Raw genomic sequence first — 22,711 nt, 5'->3', positions numbered from 1 at the left:
TAAATAAGGTTGTTCCAACACTCATGCAAATGACTGTGGGACAACCTTTTTGTTATGCTAAAGAACCATTTGATTTCTTACCATTATAGCGGCTCCAGTCACCACAGCTTCTTCTTTTAAAGTACCTAGAGTGAAGTGAGGTTGGTATTCAGGATAACGGTAAGTGTTTCGCTGTGCCACTTCAACCGCCGTTTGGAAGAACAACTCGTGAGAGTGGATGAGCGCACCACCTAGAATGATGGTCTCAGGATGTAACAGGTTGATAACGTTGGCGAGGCCAATCCCGAAGTGAATGGCGGCTTGAGTAAATAATTCACGCGCATGTGGATTACCGTCTCTAAAGGCTTGTACCAATACATCATAAGTTAGTTTCTCAGGCGCCACTTTATATCTTTGGAGGATCAGATCGTTGTCCATTTTCGCCTCTGAGCGCGCACTTTGTTCTAGCGCCTGCACAGATACGAATGCTTCCAGAGCCCCGTAGTTCCCGTCATTATTTAATCGGGGTCCATCTGTCTGGATGATCATTTGACCAATGGCATCTTCCATATCCATCGTGCCATGAACAATACTTCCATGCGACATCATCGCATAGCGGAGTCCTGCTCCAGCATGAACATAGAGCATATGTTGAATGTTAGCGTGACGGATGGACCATCGTTCTCCAAGGAGTGCGGAATTGGCACCGTTGTCGAGTAAAGCTTTGAAGCCCGTTCGTTCCTCCACCAGTTTGCAAATCGGCAGATTGTTCCAGCCTGAAGAAGGGAAGTGCAGCGGTTTTAGGATCAAGCCATTTTCCCGATCAAGTGGCCCCACAGCCCCTATTCCTATCCCGATGATTTGACTGTCCACTAACTGATGGTCCCTAAGGAAAGCGCGTATTTGATTACTGATATGATCTATAAATCTTTCAGGTGTGAATGCCTGATCCATTCGCCAGTGAACAATTGATTTTGGGTTCATTTGCATATCAAATAAACCAAGGGAAGAATACAGTCTGGAAATCTCTAAACCGATGATGTAGCCGTAGGAAGGATTGATCTGGTATAAAATAGGTCTTCTGCCTCCGCTAGATTCCCCGAATCCGCATTCTATCAGCAAGCCTTCTTCCGTCATCTCATCTAATATTCGGGTCATTGTGCTTTTGGTAAGTGAAAATGTCTGTAGAAGATCTAACTTGGAAACAGTGCCTTGTTCGGCGATTCGGTCGTATAGGAGTTTTTTTGGTGATGGAATGTGTGTCGAGCGCTTTTCCACGATATACCTCCAAGCTATATATAGGATGAACTAGTAAGATCGTATTTTATAAAGTTTGTATTTATTAACATTAATATAGTATAACGCATAAACCATAGATTGTATTTTACCGTTCAAAAAACTTAATTCCATTTTGGGAAAAAGTGATATAATGAAATTACGACAGAAAATATAAGGGTGGAATCCATGAGAACAACTATGAAAACAAATGTGACTACGAATACAGACCTAAGGATAAGTCTATTGTTCCAGTTGTTTTGGGTATTTGTTCGAATCGGTCCCGTAACTTTCGGGGGAGGTTATGCGATGATCCCTATGATCGAACGGGAAATTTCCACTAAACGGAAATGGCTGGCTGAAGAGGAGATGGATGAAATTCTATCTTTAGCTGGCGCAGCACCAGGTGGGGTAGGTGTAAATGCGGCGGCATTCATTGGTTATCGTCTTGCTGGTGTGAAGGGTGCGATTGCTGCAATCGCTGGGATTACGATTCCAACCTTTATCATTGTTTGTTTGCTTAGCGCCGTTTACTCACAACTGGCCGACCAACCAAAAGTTATTGCCGCCATGAAGGGGATTCATGGTGCTGTTATTGCTTTGATCCTAGTAGCAGCATATCGAATGGCCAAGAACGCTATATTTGACAAGACTACGGCTGTTACAGCGTTGGTTATACCGATTGTTTTATTAGTTTCCGGAATCAATCCCATTTACGTGATCGCAGTTGGATTGATTATCGGTTTTGTATATATGCCAATCAAACAGCTCTTAGGGCTCCAAGTTCGGACAGAGAAGGAGTCCTTGAAAGCTTCTGATGAAGAATCGAATTATCCGGAGTATTACATCTAGGGGGAAGCGATGTGAATTGGAGTTTATTTTTCACTTTTATAAAAATTGGCCTTCTTTCTTTTGGAGGAGGGTACGCCATCATTCCGATGATTCAGCATGAAGCTATGGCTGGGGGGTGGTTATCCGAAGGGGAATTCCAAGAGGTAGTTTCCATCGCAGGGATGTCACCCGGGCCTGTTGCAACGAACAGTGCAACCTTGATCGGATATCGTATAGCCGGAATCGAAGGAGCGATTGTGTCAACATTAGGCATGGTTCTGCCCTCATTAATCATCATCATTGTTATTTCCGTCTTCTTTTATCGGGTGAGGGACAGTCAATGGATTAAAACGTTATTTTATGGTTTGCGACCAGTGATTACAGGCTTGATTGCCTATGCTGCGATTCGATTTGGATTAAATAGCATGGAACACGCTTTCATTAGTTGGCAGACCATTGGCACGTTGATCATTGTATTCGCTGCACTTTATGGTTTAATGAAATATAAGCTGCATCCGCTCACCATTATCGTTGCCTCTGGCATTCTTGGTGTAGCCTTTTTTTAGACAGGGCCGGGACGATCCCAGATTGGAGGTAAGTACATGTCAGAGAATATACGGGCTTGCTGTTCAGCTAGTCGAAATCAAGTCGAGAAACAAGGTTTCATCGATGTTTGTAAGGAGAACACAACTATCCAAAGACCAGAAGGGGATAAAGATTTCTCGGACATGATCCTTATTCCTGGAGGCACTTTTCTTATGGGGACGGATGACAAAGAAGGGTTCCCCGCAGACGGAGAAGGGCCTGCTAGGAATGTTACCTTATCTCCCTTTTTGATTGATGCAACGGCAGTTACGAATAAGCAGTTTGCTGCTTTTATCAAGGAAACAAACTACGTTACAGATGCGGAGCGTTTCGGTTGGTCTTATGTGTTTCATTCTTTTGTTTCCATGGAGACAGGGAAAAAAGTGACCCAAGTAGCTACTCAAACTCCCTGGTGGTGGGTGGTAGAGGGAGCGAATTGGTGTCATCCGGAAGGTCAGGATTCTCAAATAGACGAACGCCTTGATCATCCGGTGATCCACATATCTTGGCATGATGCTGATGCATATTGCAGCTGGGCCGGCAAACGTCTGCCTACGGAAGCAGAGTGGGAGTATGCCGCACGAGGGGGTCTAGTTCAGAAACGATATCCTTGGGGGGACGAATTAAAACCGGGCGGTGAGCATCGCTGCAATATTTGGCAAGGAAAGTTCCCTGATAAAAATCATGCCAGCGACGGTTATGCAGGTACGGCACCTGTGAAATCCTATCTACCTAACGGATATGGTCTTTATAATATGTCAGGAAACGTGTGGGAATGGTGCGAGGATTGGTTTACTAAGGCCTATCATTTAACTTCCGAATCCGAGAATCCGAGAGGCCCGGTAAGTGGTGTAGCAAGGTCGATGCGCGGAGGATCGTATTTGTGCCATAAATCTTATTGTAACCGTTATCGGGTGGCGGCCAGGAGCAAAAATACACCAGACAGCTCTGCAGGAAATATTGGCTTTCGATGTGCGGCTGATTATACCGGTTGAGAATACATAAAGACTACTACATTAGAAGGAGGAACTTCTTTGTCCTCTATCATTCATAGTCAGTTTGATATCACCGTGCTGGACGTCATAAAAATTCAATATCAGAAGCGGGTCTTATTCGATTACGTCCAGTCTTGTTATACCGTCTCGTACATCCAAAAAGGTGAGGTATTGACGACATCCTCCGAGGGAGAATATGTTGCTTCTGCCGGAGACGTGATGATCCACCGTCCTAATGAGCCTTTTAATGTGATCTCCAAAATGGAAGGCGTACATTATCTGTTTAATATTAACGCTAAAGTTAAAGACGGAGATGATTTCTTCAAGTTATTCCCGCTAGGCAAGGTGATTCGGATTCGGGATCAAAGCGAATATGAGCGAAGGTTTGACGAGCTGCGAAGCCTGTGGTTGCAGGAGGAGGAAGATTTCAGAAATGTTCAGGTCGGTTCATTGGCATTTTTTCTCCTTTATGAAATTATGGAGAGCACCAAGCTTGGCGGGCGCCGCTCATCACGAGATCCCTATGTCACGGACCGCTTTAACGAGGCGTTGAAATATATGGAGGAGAGACTTGATCAGGAGATTAGTAGAGAGGAGCTTTCCAAGCTATATCATATGAATCCTGTTTATTTTAGCCGGGCGTTTCAGAAAATATATAAATTGACACCTATGCAAATGTTACGAAAATTACGGCTGCAGCAAGCTAAACAAATGTTGGAGTATACGGATTATACCATCGAGCATATCTCCCAGAGATGTGGTTATTATGATGCTTCGCATTTCAGTAAGGTATTTCGTGGCGAATACGGCAGGGGTCCGGCAGAGTACCGAAAAAGTATCGAATATACAAAAACAAACATCGCTACTCCATAGCGGAGCTTTCCATATTCATTTACTCTATAAGCATGAGCAGATCATTCTGAACTGCCCGAATCGATGCGTAACCATTTCGATTAAAAGGAAAGGCAGGTTATAACTCATGAGAATCTTGTATTTGGATTTGGATTCGCTTCGCCCGGACCATCTGGGATGTTATGGCTATCATCGGAATACCTCCCCGAATATCGATTCAATCGCTAAAGAAGGTGTCACCTTTACCAACTACTATTGTTCAGATGCGCCGTGTCTACCGTCCCGTTCTGCTTTAATGTCGGGACGATTTGGCATTCATAATGGGATTGTAGGACATGGCGGGACCGCTGCTGATATGCGTAGAGAAGGGGCGAAACGCGAATTTAATGACCGGCTGGGAATGGAGAGTCTTCCCGCTATATTAAGGCAAGCAGCCATGAAAACCGCGTCGATTAGCACCTTCGCCGAACGGCACTCGGCCTGGACCTTTAATGCCGGTTTTCAAGAAGTGTTCAATGTTGGTGGAAGGGGGCATGAGACGGCAGAGCAGGTACTTCCTGTGGCACTTAAATGGCTTGAGGATAATGGGGAGTCCGAAAATTGGTTTCTGCACCTGAATTTCTGGGATCCGCATACGCCTTATCGTACACCCGAGAGCTACGGTAATCCGTTCGAGAGGGAGCCTTTACCCGATTGGATCACGGAAGACGCGTTTGAGCTTCACCGGAGTAAAAAGGGGCAGCATAGTATTGAAGATATGAATGCACTCGCGAAATCGCATTATCATCAGCATTTTAGGCATCATCTGGAGATAGAGAATCGTGATGACCTGCGAGTTATCTTTGACAACTATGATGCTGGAGTTAAGTATCTGGACGAGCATCTCGGGAAAGTATTTTCTAAGCTGAGAGAACTTGGCGTGATGGAAGATACGGCTATTTTGATCTCAGCGGATCACGGAGAGAGCCTGGGCGAGCTAGGGATTTACTCCGAGCACGGCACGGCAGACGAGGCGACTTGCCGAATTCCGATGATTATTCGCTGGCCAGGCGGCAAGAAGGGAATAGTGGAGGATGGGCTACATTATCACCTTGATCTCGGACCGACATTAGCAAGCCTTCTGAATTTGAAAGGGGCTCCTTCTTGGGATGGTGAAAGTTATGCTGATACCATTCTGGAGGGACAATCAGGAGGGCGTGAGTATCTCGTAATCTCACAATGCGCGCATGTGTGTCAACGCAGCATCCGATTTGAGGATTGGTTATATATACGCACCTATCATGACGGACACCATGGATTTCCGAAAGAAATGTTGTTTGATTTGAAGCATGATCCTTACGAACAACATAATCTCGCCGAAGTGCGTAAAGACATTTGTATGAAGGCTGTCTATCTGTTGAATGAATGGCATGACAATATGATGAGCTCCATGGACTGTGATATCGATCCATTATGGACGGTACTTATGGAAGGTGGACCCTATCATGCGAAAGAGTATGCGAGCTCATCCTCACAGGATGCTTAGCGTTGTCCCTTTAAATGAGGAAAGAAAGACAACTGAGAAGGAGGCTGCCCCTGAATGGGCAACCTCCTTTTTTATTCTCTGGCTTCTTGCTGATCAATTAAAGCCCCGGGAAGCCTCAAAACGGTTTTCGTCCCGCTACCTTCCTTACTATACAGCAGAACGCCGCAGGGATCACCGTACTTAAGATTTAGACGGTTATTGACGTTTAGGAGCCCTATATGATCACCGGATTCTATGTTCTTACCAGCCAGCAGCTCGGTTAGCTGTTCCAGTCTCGCAGCAACGATGCCTACACCATTATCTTCTACAGCGATTTCAAGCAGTCCCGCTTCGCTTTTCTCTACTGTGATCAGCAAGACTCCCTGACCTTGAGCCTCAAGTCCATGACCAAGCGCATTTTCGACAATAGGTTGAAGGATCATTTTAGGTACGGGAATGTGTAACCATTCCTGTGGACAGAACAGCTTGTAACTGAATTTGTCAGGGAAACGGCCTTGGTAAATCCTCACACAAGATTCTGCGATTTTCAGCTCTTCCCCAAGAGTTACCTCCTCTTTGCCCTTGATGCTGTACTTGAGCATTGTGCTTAAGGCGGTAGTCATTTCGTAGATTTCCCGATTTCCTTTTACGATCGCAACGCCTTTGATTGTATCTAAAGTATTGCTTAAGAAATGGGGATTGATTTGACTTTGCAAATACGAGTATTCGGCACGTTGCTTTTCCAGATCTGTCTGGTAAAGCTGGGTGTTTGCATCGATTAATTGGTCCGTCAAATCGTGAATCCGCGTTGTCATATCATTGAACTGTCGAGAGATGATTTCAATTTCAGCATAGCCTTTTAAATCGACCTTGTTGTTCAATATTCCTAGACTTCCGCCTTTTAATTGATTCATATAGCGCATAAGCCTAGACAACGGTCTTAAGAGATTCATCATGAGTACAGAGTAGGGAATAGAGACGACCAATAAGATTAATGTTAGAAGAGCATAGCTGACCTTCTTTAACTTCTCCAGTTCTTTCATTAAATTATGGACAGGAACAGCGGTTATAATTTTTCCAGAGATCTCCGGTAAGATAAAGGACTGAATTGCATATTTCTTCAAGTTAACTGTTTCGACGATTGACTCTCCATCCCTTCCAGTTGCCCGAGTTTGAAACTGCTGGAGCATGTCATCCGGCTCATCACTATTTGAGTAGATCAGCCCTTTATCATCCATCATAAAAAAGCTGGTTCCGACTAATCGAGGGTACTCTGAAATTTCAGTTTGAATAGCCTTCATATCCACAATAACTGCGATGTAGCCGATTTTTTCGCCATATAGGGACGTGTCACCTGAAGCAAAGATGTTCATCCCGAACAGTAATTTTCTCTTGTCGATGACCTTGTCTGGAGGACTGTATCCGCGATAATGAACGATTCCATCATCCCCAGCCGTCTTCATAAGATCGACGGCATATTTGGTTCTTCCCGCTAAGGAAATACGTGTGTTAGAGCTGCCGATAACTATAATATCTAAAATGTCCGTATTCATATTTCGCGCGATACTCAATAGTCCCTCTACCTTTTGGGATAGGTCGTAGCCTCGAAGCTTATCATTCTCGACTAGGAACTTTTGGACGGTCGAATCGTATCCTACATTCATCATCATGGAAGAAACGTTGGCATAGTTGTTAGAAATCCGTTGCTTGAGAAGGGAGACCAGCTCCGTATTGTATTGCGTATTTTGATTAATGATGGTCTCGCTTGATAGTTGGTAGACTCGTGAAACGATGATTGGGATAATGGCAACAATAAATAAACCAAATAACAGAACCTGAGTACGGATGGATAATCTCTTAAATGTCTTCATTGCTTTGTTCCCTATATTGCGTAGGTGTCATTTTGAGATGCCGCTTAAAAATTCGTGTGAAGTAGAAATAATCCTGAAAACCGCATTTCTCACCGATTTGGTAAATGGAAAGGTCGGTCTCGACCAGCATTTTACAAGCGTATTCAATTCTTAAACGACTGATATGTTCGATGATGGTCTCGCCGACTTCTTTCTTGAATAGTTGGCATAAGTAATTTGGACTTAAGAAGAACTGATTGGCTAAATGCTGAATCGAAATTTCTTGATTGAAGTGGTTGCGGATGTATAACATGATTTCTTTGACTTTGTGGTTTGAAATTCGTGAAATATCAGTTTCGTTTCTGTTCATAAAAATATCAAGTGTCATAAGAATCAAATCATCGATCATAGCTTCAGCCGTACCGTATCGATAATAGAGCTGTTCATATCCTTCAAAAAAACGGCCGTTAACCCGAGTCCCTTCCCGAGGAAATAAGTAGAGGATCGATGTGTAGAGCAAATAGGCTTCTTTAATGGTGAACGTTCCCTCTTTGAATAATTTCTTTATCGATTCCATGGCTGCTATAAAACCGAGCCGGTCTTTATTATGAAGAATCCGGGAGATCTCTTTGAGCTTCTCGTCGATCGGTATTTCCTGTTGTGGATTCACCCGATAACATCCAGGCATCCCCGTTGTGAACATACTGAACGCAGCATGAGAAGCGGATTCTAAAGCCGCATCCAGTTGATGTATATCCGAAATAGGAGGACCGATCCCGACCCCGCATTCTTGTACAACCTCTGTAGGTTCAAGACCCCGAAGGAAGACTTCGTATTGGCACTCTTCGAATAAGTAACCATAACGTCGGCGGCTCATCGGGAAGACCAAGGAAGAGAATTGCCCGACATCTGCGGGCGAACTTAACCCTTGGATAACAATGGGGATATGAGGGCGATCTTCCGACAAGGGTATTCGTTTCTCGTCCAACCGTAAGCTAATTCGTTCAAGATCTCCGGAACAAACCGCTTCATATAGTTCGAAGTCATGGACAGGGATTTCTTTAACCACCTTCGATTCGTGTTGCTGGGCTATTCGGTTAAGCATTCCTTCAATTTCTTCGATTTCAAAAGGTTTCAGGCAGTATCCGAACGTGCCATAATTCATCGCTTTTTGTGCATAAGCGAACTCTGCATGTCCGCTGAGTACGATGAAAATTGTATCAGGTGCGATGGCTTTGCCACGTTGAATGAGCTCTAGCCCATTCATTACAGGCATTTTAATATCTGTTAGAACAAGGGTGGGGCGAAGCGATTGAATTAATTGCAGGGCTTCTTGCCCGTTTTCGGCATCGTCGATCACTTCAAAGCCGTATTTCTTCCAATTCACTCCTGCTTTAATTCCCTCTACAATCCACTTCTCATCATCTGCAATAATCACTGAACGCATAAGTGAATCCCCCTTTCTATATGGAGCTCTTAGATTTATCCTAGCGATTGTGGATCAAGGGGGGTATGGACTATCTTACGCTCACTATGTCCGATATTACGTGTCACAGGAAGGTCACCCACAAAGGTGTGAAAAATCCACATGACCGGAGTTGTATCCTCTATACAAGAGAATTTACACTCCCGATATAATTTACCATATAAACCGCTTACAAGCATAAACAATCTCATACAGAAAGGTGGGGAGAAGATTGGCTGATTCTGTAACCGCTCGTACGCCTAAGCGAAGCTTAAAGACTCGTACTCCTAAGCAAAGCCTAGGAAAAACGATTTTACAGTACAAGTATTTTTACCTCATGGTTCTACCGGTGTTAATCTGGTACGCCCTCTTCAGCTATGCTCCCATGTACGGTGTAACGTTAGCATTCAAATCCTTTGATTACAGTAAGGGGATCCTGGGAAGTCCCTGGATTGGCTTAGAGAATTTTCAAACGCTGTTGACCGACCCCGATTTTCGCAGGGCATTTTGGAATACGGTCATTATCAGCTTGATGAAGCTGATCACTCATTTTCCGATGCCCATTATCCTGGCGATTGTTTTATATGAGTTTTCCAGGACAAAAATGAAGCGGTTTTTTCAGACGATCCTGACGTTTCCACATTTTATTTCGTGGGTTGTGCTGTCAGGGATTATCATCAATATTTTAAGCAAGGACGGGATTTATAACCAGATCATCATGTTGTTTGGCGGGGATCCAAATTCTCCGCTTGTAGATGAAAGTGCATTTAGACCCGTTCTGTATATCACACATGTGTGGCGAGAGATCGGTTGGGATTCAATCATTTACTTAGCGGCGCTTGCAGGGATCAATCCTGAGCTGTTTGAAGCGGCGGAAGTGGACGGAGCGAACCGGTTTCGCCGTCTGTTAAACATCGCATGGCCGGGCTTGAAGAGTACCGTCGCAGTTTTGTTAATTCTTCAAGTTGGACAATTATTGACGCAAGGTTCGAGCTTCGAGCAAATATTCAATCTGTATAGTTCACCGGTATATTCGGTTGCCGACACGATCGATACATACATTTATCGGACTTCATTCACGATTGGGGGCGACTTTGGATATATGACCGCCGTGGGTGTCGTCAAGTCCATTATCAGCCTAATCCTTTTATGGGCGGCCAATACGTTCGCTAAGAAGATGGGCGAGGAAGGACTTTATTAATTTGTAGGAAAAGGGGAGAAGCAAGTGACCGACACAACGGTTAAAAAGAGAAAAAAATGGAGTGTCTTCGATATCGTCGCATTCGTGGTTCTGGGGCTTCTAGCACTAGTAACATTTTTTCCCTTCTATAATGTTCTTATTATCTCAGTTGCAAAGTTCGAAGCGATTAGTAAAAGCGACTTTTATATTTTTCCGCTTTCGTTTGACCTGTCGGCATACAAGCTGTTGCTTCAGGATATGAAGTTTTGGACTTCGATTTTAAATTCTGTCATCGTAACGGCGGTTGGCGTGTTGTTCAGCATGACGATCTCTGTAGCGGGAGCATACGCATTATCCAAGCGGGGCATGCCGGGAAGAAACATAATGCTTAGTTTGATCTTGTTCACTATGTTTTTCAATGGCGGTTTAATTCCCTTTTATCTAGTCGTTAAAGATCTAGGATTCGTAAACAATATACTCGTCATGATCATACCCGCCGGTCTCAATACGTTTTACCTGATCATTATGAAAAACTATTTCAACACGATTCCAGAAAGTCTGGAAGAGTCAGCTAAGCTGGATGGGGCAAATGATCTGTACATCCTTTACAAAATCATTATTCCGATCTCTGCCCCATTCATGGCGACCTTTGCTTTGTTCTATGCTGTGGAAAGATGGAATGAATGGTGGTACGCGTTGATCTTTATCAGTGACGCTTCAAAGGCCCCGCTTCAGATTTATTTACGTGAGACACTCATTACTTCGAATTCCTTGCTAAGTCAAATGGCACAGACGATGGCCGAGCAGGAGCAGACGGGGAAGGTCTACACACCTGCACTTCAAATGGCAGCAATTGTAGTTTCGAGTATTCCGATTATTGTTGTTTATCCATTCCTGCAGAAGCATTTTAATAAAGGCATTATGGTTGGTTCGATAAAAGGATAAGAAAGATTTTAAATAGATTGATTCTATCCTAAAATAGTATAAAGGGAGGTTTCAAGCATGCTTAGAAAGAAAATGATGACACTGGCATTATGCATAACTTTATTGGCTTCGGTGCTCACGGCTTGTGGTGGAGGCAATAACGACAAAGGGCAGGCGGCATCAAACGGTGAAGTATCTCCGGATTCTTCTAATTCCACGGACAACCCTTACAAGGATCCAATGACCATTTCTCTTGGTTTCTGGGACGCGGATGCTGAAATTGCTAACATCGAAAAAGACCCGATCGCCAAACAATTATTAGAAAAATTCAACATTACATTAAAACCTGTCAATATGACCTGGGATGACTATACCCAGAAGATTCAAATGTGGGCTGCTTCCGGTCAATTGCCTGATATTTTCGCGATCGACGCTGTCGGTACGCAATATCAGCGTAAATGGGTTGAACAAGGTGTTGTCAAAGCACTTCCGGATCTTTCTAAGTATCCTAACCTTGCAAAATACTTCGAATCGCCGGACATTAAAGGTTTAGGTGTAGACGGAAAGTATTATACCGTTCCTCGCCGGATGTTCCCGAGTGTCGATTGGAGCGCGCTGGATCGTATGGTGTTCTATCGATGGGATCTTGCTCAAAAAGCTGGAATCACAAAAGAACCCGAGACCTGGGAAGAGTTTGAAGCTATGCTTGATGCAATCGTCAAGTCGGATCCGGAAGGTAAGCATATTACCGGTCTTACGACGACAACTACCAAGATGCTGGGCGGATTCTTCTGGTTGTACGGTAACCCGGTCGCCACGAGTGATGGAAGCGGCAGTGACTTTAAATGGATCAAAGAGGACGGTAAGTTTATACCTGCTGTATTTTCGAAAAATGCACTTCCGGCGTTACAAAACATGAAGAATATGTACGAAAAAGGTTTGATCGATCCAGACATCGCGCTTGTAAAGCCTGCAGAGTCTTATGACAATTTCGTAGCAGGTAAAGCAGCTGCTCTTCTAAGCGGTGGCGGCTTTATAAATTTAAATAGCGATATGTATGAAAAACGCTGGAAAACAGCTTATCCGGATAAAGATATCATGGAGAGCGTAAAGGCACTCAAGCCACTTATTGGACCTGATGGTGAACGCTCACATGCTATTTTTAAAACGTACTGGTCGGAAAGTTATTTCAGCAATAAGGTTGACGATAAAAAGATGGATCGCATCATGGCACTCTATGATTATGTGTTGTCTCCTGAAGGTAAGGACCTGTTGACTTATGGCATTGAAGGTGTCGATTACAAGATCGAAAATGGGCAGAAGGTTGTCATTGAAAAGGGTTCATTAAATGAGAAGTATCCTGCTAGCAGATTTCTAAAAAATTTGGTGGCTTATGAAACTTCAGATAGCTATAACATGGATAACCCGACGATCGCTAACGAAGGGATCCGCAAAGAAGCTGTCGATTATATCGATTGGATTCAGAACAATACGAAGGTTCCAGAATACGACATTCGGTTAACGTATTTGTCCACCCCAACAAAGGATAAATTTACTGTGCTGGACCATGATGATCTGCTTAAGATCATGCTTTCCAAAGAACCCGTTGAGAGTTACTGGAATAACATTGTGAACGATTATAAGGCTAAAGGTCTTGATAAAATGATAGAAGAAGTAAATGCGAAGGCCAAAGAACAAGGTATTGAATAATTGATGGATAGAGAAGATCCGGGCTGAAGCAGCCCGGATCTTCCGTTTAATGATTTGAAGAAGAACCAAGAATGTGCGGCGCTACTGATCGCATACTTATAATAAGATTAGGAGGGGAAAGTCTATGATACATAGCATTCACTTGACAGGGTTAACCGAGAAACAGTTAGCAGCTGTTTCAGAAGTAGCGGGAATATTGAGTATCCGAATAGAACGGTCAGGGATTCCAGTAAATTGTAAGAAACAAGGGAAGGGCATTCGAATATCTTACGATGAGATTCAGGCCACTATTGAGTATGAACAGGAACATCAGTTGATCCGGGCACTCAGCCGATTGCTAGAGAATTTACGTCGTGGTGAGAGAGTTGGAATTAATGAAATGTCGGTTTATGAACAGCTAGGTTTCATGGTAGACTGCTCAAGAAATGCTGTTCTTAACCATGAAGGATATAAGGAATTGATTCGGCGCTTAGCGCTTATGGGATATTCAACGGTTCAACTGTATACGGAAGACACCTACGAACTTGAGGGGTATCCTTATTTCGGTTATTTAAGAGGTCGATATACAGGGGAGCAAATTCGGGAGATGGACCAGTATGCCGCGTTATTTGGTATAGAATTAGTTCCTTGTATCCAGACGCTGGCTCATCTGGGCCAAGCATTGAAATGGCAAGCACATGCACCGCTAGTGGATTTCCAAGACATTCTCCTCATTGATGATCCGAGAACTTACGAGTTAATTGATCGAATGTTCGCTTTCATGGCGACCCATGTAAGCAGTCGTCGCATAAATATTGGGATGGACGAAGCGCATATGATGGGACTTGGTAAATATCTAGACAAGCATGGGTATCAAGATCGATCCTCCTTGATGTTAAAACACTTTAGTACTGTTATGGAAATCGCCAGGAAATATGGTTTCCGTACGATGATGTGGAGCGACATGTTTTTCCGTCTGGTCAGTTCCGGAGAATATTACGATGCTGAAAGTCCAATCAGCCCCGATATTGTTAAGCTGATTCCTGAAGATGTTACCTTGATCTATTGGGATTACTATTCGGAAACGCAGGAGAAATACGACGGAATGTTACGCAAACATAAGCAGCTGAATGATCATATTGGATTTGCAGGTGGTGCTTGGAAATGGATGGGCTTCGCTCCAAACAATGAATTCAGCTACAAAGTCAGTCTGCTGGCTCATGATAGCTGTGTTAAGCATGGAATTCAAGAAGTGCTGATTACCGCATGGGGAGATAATGGTGCTGAAGCTTCCGTCTTCTCGGTTCTTCCTACCCTTCAACTTTGGGCGGAGCTGTGCTACACGGGATGTTTCGTGGAGAATCATGTCAAAGAAAGATTCAGTAGCTGCGTGCAAGGCCATTATGATGACTTTATGGCACTCGATGCGGCTAACCTGGTTCCAGGTAATTCGGTTCCGGGGGGGTGTTCCATCAATCCGGCTAAATACTTGCTTTATCAAGACATTTTGTGTGGTTTGTTCGATCGACATGTTATTCCTAGCGTGTATTCGAAGCATTATCAGCAAAGTGCGAAAATGCTCGAACAGGCGATTACTCGGAATTCGCCTTGGCAATCCTTATTCTCTGTACAAGCCAGCTTGTGTCGCTTGCTTGCGATAAAGAGCGAAATTGGGATTTCCATACGTGATGCTTATCATCGAGGGAATGTTGAGGAATTGGCTCATCTTGCCAAGGTGACTTTGCCAGAACTATCAGATTTAGCCGTTCGATTTATGGATGACTATCGGGTGCAATGGGAGCTGGAAAATAAGGTGTTTGGTCTTGATGTTTTTGATCTTCGTATGGGAGGTATGCTTCAGAGGATTAGGACGGCTATTCATCGAATCAGTAGTTATGTCGAAGGGAAAGTGGAACAGATAGCTGAATTAGAAGAGGAGCTACTGACGTTCGACGGTCTCGTTGACGATGACGGCCCAAGGGCGATAAGTGCGAATTTGTGGCACACGATCGCAACACCGTCCGTCATCGCAGGAGTATAAGAAGGGAGTGAGGTTATGACTGACACAAATCTGGACCATCAAAATGGCTCAAAGCGGCCCAACCTTATGCTTATCACAGTGGATCAGATGCGTTTTGATTGCCTGAGCATCATGGGACATCCCGTCGTTGAGACACCCAACCTGGATTCTCTTGCATCAAGAGGGATATTATTTGAACACGCTTACTCAGCTACCCCGAGTTGTATTCCCGCGAGGGCTGGTATCATGACAGGAATGGGCCAACGATCACATGGGCGGGTGGGGTATCAGGATAAGGTTGAATGGAATTACGCCCATACGATTGCCGGAGAGCTTGCTCAAGCTGGTTATCATACGCAGTGTGTTGGCAAGATGCATGTGTATCCTGCACGTAATCTATGTGGATTCCATAATGTTGTGCTTCATGATGGATATCTTCACTACAATCGGGACAAGAGCCAAGCCATATATGATGAACACTATGATCAAGTGGACGATTATTTACAATGGCTGCGAAGACAAACCAATACCAATTCGGATATCACTGACTTAGGACTTGATTGCAATGCCTCAACGGTTGCCCGCCCCTGGCATTTGCCGGAATCGATGCATCCAACGAATTGGTGCGTAACCGAATCGCTAGACTTCTTACGAAGAAGAGACCCTGGAAAACCATTTTTCCTATGGTCCTCCTTCGTTCGCCCACATTCCCCCTTGGATCCGCCGCAAAGTTATCTAGATATGTACATGGATTTGGAAATTCCTGATCCTCCAGTCGGAGATTGGGTGGACGAGAATGCAGCTTTAAACAGTGCTAAGGATCCAACATCTTCGTTCACTCATTTGCCAAAGCGCAGATTGGATCGTGCCCGTGCCGCATATTATGCACTAATAACGCATCTTGACGACCAAATTGGGAGGTTGATCAATGGGCTGCAGGAATATGGAGTTTTAAATGAAACTTTGATTCTATTTACTTCTGATCATGGTGAAATGATGGGGGATCATCATTACTTCCGCAAATCTCTTCCTTATGAAGGGAGTGCTAAGATTCCTTTCATAGTGTTTGATCCGGGAGAAACGTTTGGACTTCTTGCAGGCTCCCGGCTTGATTCCATTGTAGAGCTTCGCGATATTATGCCGACGTTTCTTGAAGCCGCTGGCGTCCAAATACCAGTTACAGTAGAAGGGCAAAGTGTGTTGCCGCTGTGTAAGGGAGATCAGATAGTGTGGCGGTCTTATATTCATGGGGAGCAAGCCTATGGAGAAAAGTCTCACCACTTTTTAACGGATGGAAGAGAGAAATTCATATGGTATTCTCAGACAGGCGAAGAGCAGTACTTTAACCTAGTGACCGATCCCTTAGAGAAGGTTAATGCAATCGGATGTACCGATAATTTAGAGCGTATACGTGAATGGAGAGAGCGTCTTATTCACGAGCTGGAGGGACGAGAGGAAGGGTTTGTAAACAACGGCGAATTGATTGCCGGACGTCCAATTTCTCATATTCTAAAGGCATCCGAATTGGGGAAATGATCTTAACGAAGGACAACCTGAACATTCAGGTTGTCCTTCGTCTGTTACGGAAAGATTAAGGAGTTTAGCATGTGTTTTGATTTACCAGCTACTCCGGCGCTGAGGCAATGGGTCCTGATCTTGAATCATTCGATGGACGAGCAATTCTACCATCGAACGGCGAATTTCACTATAATCGGAATCTTCAAAACGATTGTGGTTTTCATGAGGATCCTCTTTCAAATCATACAATTCACCGTAGGTCTCACCTGCGAAGATCACCAGCTTATAGCGTGTTGTACGCAAACACTTAGCGTTAATGCCGCGATCATGAGCAATATAAGCGGTTAGGGCAGAATTACGCACATGGGACTCTCTTCCAGCCAGCACCTCCATCTGTGACACACCTTGAATTCCGTAGGGAGTTTTGAGACCTGCGGCTGCAAGCAGTGTGGGGACAATATCAACATGTTCCATTAAAGCAGGGACCCGTTGCCCGGAAGCAATCCCAGGACCGCGTACGATCATCGGGATTCGTGTTAACCCTTCATAAAACCACGGCCCCTTGTAAATTAGTCCATGGTCACCGAGCAGTTCTCCGTGGTCGCTGGTGAAGAGGATGACTACATCATCGTATATTTCTTTTTGACGCCAAGCTTTTATAATACGTCCGATCTGCTCATCAATGAAGGTAATCATCGCATAATAATTTCGAGTGAGTCGTTTCATATGCGCTTCATTAAGAGAATGCTCCTCACCGCCACCAGGCCAATATCCTCCCTGACTCTGACGCAGCAGATGAGGAGGACGAAGATGCACGTCGTCTGCCTCGCTGGCTGGAGATGGAATGTCAGTGTCAGCGTACATATCCGCGTAAGCTTTTGGAGGGTCAAAGGGGTGATGTGGATCGACGAAACTGGTCCATAAAAATAGCGGTTGTTCGGTTTTGTGAGAGAGGATCACATCGATGCTCCGTTCAGCAATCCAGTATGACTGGTGTAGCTCTGGAGGGATTTCACTCTCCCACACATCGTTTTGAGCATTAGAAGCTCTGTAACGGTCCTTGCTGAAACGTTCTGCCGCTTCAGGGTTGCGCTCTCTAAGCCACTCCATATATTTCCCGATACAATTGTCTTCCGTAATATGATGTTCATCAAATCCGTAGTACGTTCCATCGGAAGCTCTTCCGCGGTCACGATAAGCAGGCTCTTCATATTCTTGTGAAAAGTCCCCCTTCATTTGTGGACGGAAGTGCATCTTTCCTATACCGATGGTTTTATAATTCGCTGTCTTTAAATGATCGCATAAGGTAAGTTCGTCTTCTCTAAGCGCAGTACCGATGTTCCAAGCACCGTGAACATGCGGGTACCTTCCAGTAAAGATGGAGGAGCGTGAGGGCGTGCAAACGGGACTAGCGCAGTAAGCTCCAGTGAAGAGCGTGCCTTCTGAAGCAAGCTTGTCAAGCTCAGGTGTTAGTACGGAAGCGTTCTCGATACCTAGTGCATCCGCACGCATTTGATCTGTGGTTATTAACCAAATATGAGTTCTTTTTGACATCCGTAAAACCTCCTATGAATATAGTTTATAGCATCACAAAAGCCTATAGCAACCAATGAATTCTCCATATATTTCATTAGAATTGTCCATATGGGTTGATATTTTTATTACCTATAATTGAATAGTCTATCTCAATGTTGGAGGAGAAATTATATGCGGAAGTTATCCATATCAGGGGATCATTTTATATTAGACGAACAACCCATCCGGTTACTTTCTGGTGCGCTTCATTATTTCCGGATCGTTCCGGAATATTGGCAGGATCGTTTGCTGAAGCTGAAGGCTTGCGGATTGAATACTGTTGAAACTTATATTCCTTGGAATTTACACGAACCAGAGGAGGGGAGCTTCAATTTTGCCGGCTTTGCTGACATCGAGGCTTTCGTTAGACTTGCCGGAGCGCTTGGTTTGCACGTGATTTTGCGGCCAAGTCCTTATATTTGTGCGGAATGGGAATTTGGTGGATTGCCAGCTTGGTTACTTGCGGACGATAACATCCAGCTGCGTTGTAATGATAACGTCTATTTGTCTAAGGTGGATGCCTATTTCGATGAGTTGCTTCCACGTCTGCGGCCTTTGTTAAGCACTAACGGTGGACCTGTGCTTGCCCTTCAGGTAGAGAACGAATATGGAAGCTTTGGGAGTGATAAGACTTACCTGCATGATCTAAAAGCAGGAATGATCGCCCGCGGCATGGACGTTCTGCTGTTTACTTCAGATGGAGCTGAAGATCATATGCTTCAAGGCGGTATGATCGACGGAGTGTTCGCCACCGTAAATTTCGGTTCACGGGCAAAGGAAGCCTTTGCTAAATTACGTGAATATCAGCCTACGGGGCCGTTGATGTGCATGGAATTCTGGAATGGATGGTTTGACCACTGGATGAAACCGCATAATACCCGCCCCGAATCCGAAGTAGCGGAGACTTTGGATGAAATGCTGGCTCTAGGAGCCTCTGTTAACTTCTACATGTTTCATGGGGGGACGAATTTTGGATTTATGAATGGGGCAAATCTTTTTGACAAATATGAGCCCATCGTAACCAGCTACGATTATGATACACTGCTGGACGAATCGGGTAAGCCAACTGCAAAATTTTATGAAGCTCGAAAAATTATTGAGAAATATGTAACGTTGCCGCCACTGGAATTACCGCCGTTAATAAAGTCACAAGCTTATGGGAAAGTGTTGATGACAGAAGCAGCACCACTGTTCACTCAGTTAGACGTTTTGTCTCGTCCAGAACGTAGAGCATGTCCCGAGCCAATGGAGAAACTGGGTCAAGATTATGGATTTATCTTGTATTCAACGAAGATCAGTGGACCCCGCAGCAGTACGGAGCTCGTTCTTCAAGAAGTTCGCGATCGTGCGCTTGTATTCGCGAATGGGGCCTTTGTCGGTACAGTTGAACGCTGGGATCCGCGAGGAATTTCATTAGAGGTCCCGATTGAGGGACTGCAAATCGACATTCTTGTGGAGAACATGGGACGCGTAAATTATGGCCCTCTGCTTCGTGATCCGAAGGGCATAACCTGTGGCGTTAGACTCGGCTATCAATTTTTGCATGATTGGACCATTCGTTCCTTGCCATTAACAGATCTTAAAAGATTATCATTCACATCGATAGATTGCGAAGAACGTCAGCGGCCCACTTTCTACCGGGGGAGCTTTCAAGTCAGTAAGCCTGAGGATACTTTTTTGCGGCTGGACGGATGGAGTAAAGGTCAAGTTTTTATAAACGGCTTTAATCTAGGTCGTTACTGGGAGGAGGGTCCGACAAAAACGCTTTACATACCGGCACCGCTTTTGCGTCAAGGCGGGAACGAACTAATCTTGTTTGAATTACATGGCGTAATGGAGCCAGTGGTTACTTTTGTAGATACACCAGAGCTCACATGATATTTAAATATTTAATGGGTGAGTAAGTATCATAATTCTATAGTATGGGTCTGATGATTTTTAATATATAATCAAAACAGCCCAACAATTTATAGGAACTGAAAATGCACGATTAGGGTGGTTTAGAGGAGGATTTTAAATGAGTTATGATTTGATGGCGTTCGAGACGTCTAAAGCACCGCAAGAGAGAGCAGCGTTTATGAAGTGGTATGAGCAGCAAGTGCAGTGGTCGGAAGACCATGCCTATAATGATCCATCAGTTTTATCGGAGGCGCTGCAACGCTTTTATAGTGAGTTGTCCGAGCAATTTCCTAATATGAATGTAGAGGATGAGATTTTTGAGGCGATGGAGGAAGCCGGAACGGATAACCGGTTGACTGACTACTCGCTTGGCACATCCGTCATCTATGCGGCGTTCGCGTATTCCGTAGCTGACGAAGCTTACGCGGCGATGCGGGAGTTGGCGATAAAACACAAAGTAGGATTTTTTGATGTAAGCAGCAACGAAGGCGATATTATTTTTCCTTGAAGCAAAATGATTTAGAGTGTAGACAGCTGGTTGCTCTCCTAGTTGTTAATGAAGTAGTGGCAACCAGCATGTTTTCTATCTTCATTACTCTACTACAGACGGAATAATACAATCCTTAATCAGAGGCCACCGGTCACGAGGCTGAAGTGTGAATTCTGAGGCGATAGCTACGACAAGTTTTTTTTCTGGAATGCAGCAAATGACATTACCACCATCCCCTAACGCTGAGTAGGTGTAAATCCCATCTTCTTCGCGTAGCCACCACAAATAACCGTAATGATTAGGGTTCATCGCTGTTGATTCTTCAATCCATGTCTCCGAAATAATCTGATTATTCTCCCATTTTCCACGGTTCAAATATAATAAACCAAAACGCGCCATATCACGTGGAGACAACGTAAGTCCCCATCCTCCTGTGGTGATACGATTGGGGTCTTCCACCCATCCCTTCACATTTACCCCAAATAAATCATCAAACCCAAATGATTTCATCTCATAATCCGGGATTTCCGTCACGCCGATAGGTCTGAATAATCGCTCGTTAGCGAACTCACGGGCACTTTGTCCTGTGGAACGAGTGATGACAGCTGACAGTAAGTGCGCCCCTGCGGTGGAATATTTAAAATCACCAACATTCCCTTGGTGGCCAAGGATATCAAGTGTGTATTTGACCCAGTCGGACGATTTACAGAGTTGCTCCAGTGGCTCGTGCCAGTCTTCAAAAGCATAGGGAGCTGTCATGGTGAGTAAATGGCGTATAGTGATTTCTCGTTTTTGTAGATTGGCAGCAGCATCGTCTGGAACATAGTCGGGGAAAAAATCCAGCACCTCCTGATCAACATCCTTGATAAATCCGGCATCAATGGCAATACCAATGAGGGCGGATAAGATGCTTTTCGTTACAGAAGCCACATGATGCAGATCATTCGGACCATAGCCATTGAAGTATTGTTCATAGGCAATATATCCATTTCTCACCACTAGAATTCCGTTTATATTACTATAGTCGGTTTTAATCTTAGCTTCTAGTTCTGAAAGTTGTTCAGCATCCATTCCTAAGGTAACCGGATCTGAAGTTTGCCAGTCTTTTGTAGGCCAGTAGTTTCTGTGCATATCGATAACTCCTTTAATTAAATTTTTGTGTGAATATGAGTGTGGCTACGATCTTTTCTTAACTGGAAAATACACCTCAGTAACAAGATCCTCAGGATGAGTAGTTTGCGTGGGGTCTGTTATATATTTTTCATAGGGTGAGTTCACCATTTCATAACCTTCATTTTCAATCCATTCTGTGAGCTTCGCATAAACCGATGTTAATTCTGAATAAGGGCCCTTATAAACAGACTTCGCACACAGCCCTTCACGTAATTCTCTCGTTCCATTTACGATCTCCTCAATAGGTAGGGCAAACTCTGTATCATTCCCGGCAGGATTATATTCCTCACTGTGATAAATTGTTATTGGCGTGCCCAGCAAGGTCAGCTTTTCAGTGGCAATAGTTTCATACAGTTTGCTAAAATACTTACCATATCCAAACGCATAATCATCACTGCTCAACATTTGACGTGTATATAGGATATTCATTGGTTTGGTTTCAACAAGTTGCACTTCTATCTTATTTAGGTAGGACATCATCGATATTCCTTTTTCTAAATTTAGAACATCACTATTAAGTTGCTTTAACGTATATTCGTAAGTTCGTAGTTTCTCTTGTAGTTTTCTTTTTTTGAGATTTAGGGCTGTACTAAGCTTCTCTTCAAAATGATCCTGCTCCCATTCCAGAATATCTTTGATTTCTTCTAGTGAGAAATGATAAGATTTCAAACGATTGATAAAGAGTATTTTTGTTAGTTGTTTGATGGAATAATACCTATAACCGTTCTCGGGATTAATCTCATCGGGATGAATTAATCCAATTTCATCATAATACCGCAGCGTTTTGGTTGACACTTCGCATATCTTCGAGAATTCTCCTATGGACAGCAACAATCTCATCTCCATTTCTTCGATATTTAATGATATATAAACTTTGAATTTCGGTGGTTTGTTCAATTCCACTATG

18 protein-coding genes are annotated in these 22,711 nt (G+C 44.0%); 12 read left to right on the top strand and 6 right to left on the bottom strand.

Annotated features, from left to right (window positions below; genetic code table 11):
• Positions 1-57: 57 nt before the first annotated feature.
• Positions 58-1,257, bottom strand: a complete 1,200-nt coding sequence (locus tag MHI27_RS17755; RefSeq protein ID WP_405174348.1) for an ROK family protein — start codon at positions 1,255-1,257, stop codon at positions 58-60.
• A 186-nt stretch (positions 1,258-1,443) separates the two neighbouring features.
• On the opposite strand from MHI27_RS17755, the gene MHI27_RS17750 reads away from it, so the two are divergent.
• The 5 genes from MHI27_RS17750 (at position 1,444) to MHI27_RS17730 (ending at position 6,042) form a co-directional block, all read left to right on the top strand.
• A complete protein-coding gene (locus MHI27_RS17750) occupies positions 1,444-2,106 on the top strand; it encodes a chromate transporter (protein ID WP_405174347.1) in 663 nt (220 codons plus the stop codon).
• An 11-nt stretch (positions 2,107-2,117) separates the two neighbouring features.
• Positions 2,118-2,651, top strand: a complete 534-nt coding sequence (locus MHI27_RS17745) for a chromate transporter (RefSeq protein WP_405174346.1) — start codon at positions 2,118-2,120, stop codon at positions 2,649-2,651.
• A gap of 36 nt (positions 2,652-2,687) precedes the next feature.
• Positions 2,688-3,665, top strand: a complete 978-nt coding sequence (locus MHI27_RS17740; protein WP_405174345.1) for a formylglycine-generating enzyme family protein — start codon at positions 2,688-2,690, stop codon at positions 3,663-3,665.
• A gap of 39 nt (positions 3,666-3,704) precedes the next feature.
• The gene (locus MHI27_RS17735; RefSeq protein ID WP_341145615.1) at positions 3,705-4,538 is read left to right on the top strand and encodes an AraC family transcriptional regulator; all 834 of its coding nucleotides are present in this window, start codon (positions 3,705-3,707) and stop codon (positions 4,536-4,538) included.
• A 106-nt stretch (positions 4,539-4,644) separates the two neighbouring features.
• Positions 4,645-6,042 (top strand): sulfatase, encoded by a 1,398-nt coding sequence (locus MHI27_RS17730; protein WP_405174344.1) that lies wholly within the window; start codon positions 4,645-4,647, stop codon positions 6,040-6,042.
• Positions 6,043-6,113: 71 nt separating this feature from the next.
• Here the strand turns inward: MHI27_RS17730 and MHI27_RS17725 are convergent, their stop codons facing one another.
• Entirely contained in the window at positions 6,114-7,892 is a 1,779-nt protein-coding gene (locus tag MHI27_RS17725) for a sensor histidine kinase (protein ID WP_405174343.1), read from the bottom strand.
• The gene (locus tag MHI27_RS17720; RefSeq protein WP_405174342.1) at positions 7,879-9,318 is read right to left on the bottom strand and encodes a helix-turn-helix domain-containing protein; all 1,440 of its coding nucleotides are present in this window, start codon (positions 9,316-9,318) and stop codon (positions 7,879-7,881) included. The genes MHI27_RS17725 and MHI27_RS17720 overlap by 14 nt, the downstream gene beginning before the upstream one ends.
• 250 nt (positions 9,319-9,568) lie before the next feature.
• Here MHI27_RS17720 and MHI27_RS17715 point away from each other — a divergent pair, with 250 nt between their 5' ends.
• From MHI27_RS17715 to MHI27_RS17695, 5 genes are all read left to right on the top strand, one after another.
• Positions 9,569-10,537: an ABC transporter permease subunit gene (locus tag MHI27_RS17715; protein WP_341128518.1), complete on the top strand. Its 969-nt coding sequence runs from the start codon at positions 9,569-9,571 to the stop codon at positions 10,535-10,537.
• A 24-nt stretch (positions 10,538-10,561) separates the two neighbouring features.
• Positions 10,562-11,461 carry a carbohydrate ABC transporter permease gene (locus tag MHI27_RS17710; protein WP_052404326.1) on the top strand — a complete coding sequence of 300 codons (900 nt, stop codon included), beginning with the start codon at positions 10,562-10,564 and terminating at the stop codon, positions 11,459-11,461.
• Between the two features lie 57 nt (positions 11,462-11,518).
• Positions 11,519-13,150 (top strand): extracellular solute-binding protein, encoded by a 1,632-nt coding sequence (locus tag MHI27_RS17705; protein ID WP_405174341.1) that lies wholly within the window; start codon positions 11,519-11,521, stop codon positions 13,148-13,150.
• A gap of 124 nt (positions 13,151-13,274) precedes the next feature.
• Positions 13,275-15,170 carry a family 20 glycosylhydrolase gene (locus tag MHI27_RS17700; protein ID WP_405174340.1) on the top strand — a complete coding sequence of 632 codons (1,896 nt, stop codon included), beginning with the start codon at positions 13,275-13,277 and terminating at the stop codon, positions 15,168-15,170.
• Positions 15,171-15,185: 15 nt separating this feature from the next.
• Positions 15,186-16,685, top strand: coding sequence for an arylsulfatase (locus tag MHI27_RS17695; RefSeq protein ID WP_405174339.1), 1,500 nt, complete (start codon positions 15,186-15,188; stop codon positions 16,683-16,685).
• Between the two features lie 81 nt (positions 16,686-16,766).
• Here the strand turns inward: MHI27_RS17695 and MHI27_RS17690 are convergent, their stop codons facing one another.
• Positions 16,767-18,221: a sulfatase gene (locus tag MHI27_RS17690; protein WP_405174338.1), complete on the bottom strand. Its 1,455-nt coding sequence runs from the start codon at positions 18,219-18,221 to the stop codon at positions 16,767-16,769.
• 153 nt (positions 18,222-18,374) lie between these two features.
• Between MHI27_RS17690 and MHI27_RS17685 the strand changes: the two genes are divergently transcribed.
• Positions 18,375-20,120, top strand: a complete 1,746-nt coding sequence (locus MHI27_RS17685; RefSeq protein ID WP_405174337.1) for a glycoside hydrolase family 35 protein — start codon at positions 18,375-18,377, stop codon at positions 20,118-20,120.
• 139 nt (positions 20,121-20,259) lie between these two features.
• Positions 20,260-20,649, top strand: coding sequence for a hypothetical protein (locus MHI27_RS17680; protein ID WP_405174336.1), 390 nt, complete (start codon positions 20,260-20,262; stop codon positions 20,647-20,649).
• Between the two features lie 84 nt (positions 20,650-20,733).
• Here MHI27_RS17680 and MHI27_RS17675 read toward each other — a convergent pair whose 3' ends face one another.
• Positions 20,734-21,762: a serine hydrolase domain-containing protein gene (locus MHI27_RS17675; protein WP_405174335.1), complete on the bottom strand. Its 1,029-nt coding sequence runs from the start codon at positions 21,760-21,762 to the stop codon at positions 20,734-20,736.
• 45 nt (positions 21,763-21,807) lie between these two features.
• The gene (locus MHI27_RS17670; RefSeq protein WP_341129568.1) at positions 21,808-22,635 is read right to left on the bottom strand and encodes a MerR family transcriptional regulator; all 828 of its coding nucleotides are present in this window, start codon (positions 22,633-22,635) and stop codon (positions 21,808-21,810) included.
• Between the last annotated feature and the right edge of the window lie 76 nt (positions 22,636-22,711).

This window comes from Paenibacillus sp. FSL H8-0261 (genome assembly GCF_045040645.1).
Taxonomy (GTDB): domain Bacteria; phylum Bacillota; class Bacilli; order Paenibacillales; family Paenibacillaceae; genus Paenibacillus_AQ.
Note: the sequence above shows the minus strand (reverse complement) of the source record. Positions and strands in the feature narration are given on the sequence as shown.